The sequence below is a fragment of the Arthrobacter sp. UYEF3 genome (genome assembly GCF_040546245.1).
In the GTDB taxonomy this organism is placed as follows: domain Bacteria; phylum Actinomycetota; class Actinomycetes; order Actinomycetales; family Micrococcaceae; genus Arthrobacter.
Genome location: NZ_JBEPNK010000065.1, coordinates 1 through 1,397, shown reverse-complemented (window position 1 = coordinate 1,397; position 1,397 = coordinate 1). Strand labels below are relative to the sequence as shown.

2 protein-coding genes are annotated in these 1,397 nt (G+C 64.9%); both read right to left on the bottom strand.

Features of this window, described 5'->3' with window-relative positions; genetic code table 11:
• Nucleotides 1-111: 111 nt before the first annotated feature.
• Nucleotides 112-861 carry an ATP-binding protein gene (locus ABIB14_RS18685; protein ID WP_254753330.1) on the bottom strand — a complete coding sequence of 250 codons (750 nt, stop codon included), beginning with the start codon at nucleotides 859-861 and terminating at the stop codon, nucleotides 112-114.
• Nucleotides 858-1,397, bottom strand: a 540-nt coding sequence (locus ABIB14_RS18680; RefSeq protein WP_502909705.1) for a Mu transposase domain-containing protein, incomplete at its 5' end; no start/stop codon positions are given. The genes ABIB14_RS18685 and ABIB14_RS18680, both read right to left, overlap by 4 nt.

The window sequence follows — 1,397 nt, the reverse complement described above, 5'->3', positions numbered from 1 at the left end:
TGAGTATTTGATGCCTTGAGAGCCACCCAATCTTGCGCTTCAGAGCCACCGATCGTGCGGAAGAGAGCCAGTGGTGGTGTGCTTGGGAGCCACTGGCCCTCGACCTGATCGTTAGGCGCTGGCCAGGGCGGTCTGCTCCCTCATGTTGTAGGTGCCGGTGTCGACCCAGGTGGTGTTGTGGATGATGCGGTCCATGATGGCGTCGGCGTGGACGCCGGCACCGAGGCGGTGATGCCAGTCCTTCTGCTGATACTGGGTGCAGAACACGGTCGATGTCTCGCCGTAACGGCGCTCCATCAACTCCAGCAACATCGTCCGCATCGATTCCGTCGGCCGATCAAGTAACCACTCGTCGATGACGAGCAGGGTGAAGGCAGCGTATTTCCGGAGGAACTTGCCGGCGCCGCCGGGGGTGTCTTGAGCTGCGACCCAGGCCTCCTCGAGGTCGGGCATCCGAACATAATGGGCGCGGATCCGATGTTCGCAGGCGCGTTTCGCGATCGCGCAGCCCAGATACGACTTCCCCGACCCGGTGAACCCCTGGAAGACGACGTTCTGCTGCCGAGTGACGAACAAGCAGGTCCCGAGTTGGGTCAGGAGCTGCCGGTTGAGGCCGCGCTCGTCGAGCAGGTCGATGCGCCGCAGGTCCGCGTTGGGGTAACGAAGCCCCGCCCGTCGGATCAGCCCGTCCACTTTCGAGTGCATGAAGGTGGAGTAGGCGTCGTCGACGACCAGGCGGACCCGTTCCTCGAACGACAAGCTGATGCTGAGGGTGTCGTCTTGGAGGTCGATGGCCTCCACCAGCTCGCCGGCGTTCATCTCGCGGAGCTTGCGTTTGGTCTCCCCATCCAGGACGCTCATCGGGTGCCTCCGGCGTAGTAGGCGCCGCCGCGAACATAACCGCCATCATCCGGCTCGGGCTCGGGGGTGTGTCCGGTTTTGTCCTGTCCGGTGTCGAGGATCGGCCGCAGGTGCGCATAGCGGGGTGAGCGGATCGGGCCCCGCAGCGCCAGCGCGCAGGCCGCTTCGAGGCGTGCCGGGGAGAATCGGCGCGACAGTTTCAGCACCGCCAGCGCCGCGTCGAAGCCGGCCTCATCGATGAACACGGTCTCGAAGATCTTGGCTGTCACTGCCGCCGTCGCAGGTCCGACCCGCGCCGCCCACTCCTCGATCCGGCCCCGGTCCCAGGCCTGGAAGCTGCGCCCCTCGGGCAGGTCCGCCTCGTTCGTCCGATACTGGTTGCTGGCCGTGGCCGGCAGCAGCAAATGGCTGGTCAGTCGCTCGTCACGCCGGTAAACCTCCAGCATCGTCTCCGTCACGCGCAAGTCAACGAGGGCGCCGATATGGCTAAAAGGGACGGAATAGAAGTTCTTCGCCCAAACCACGTGAGCGTTGGC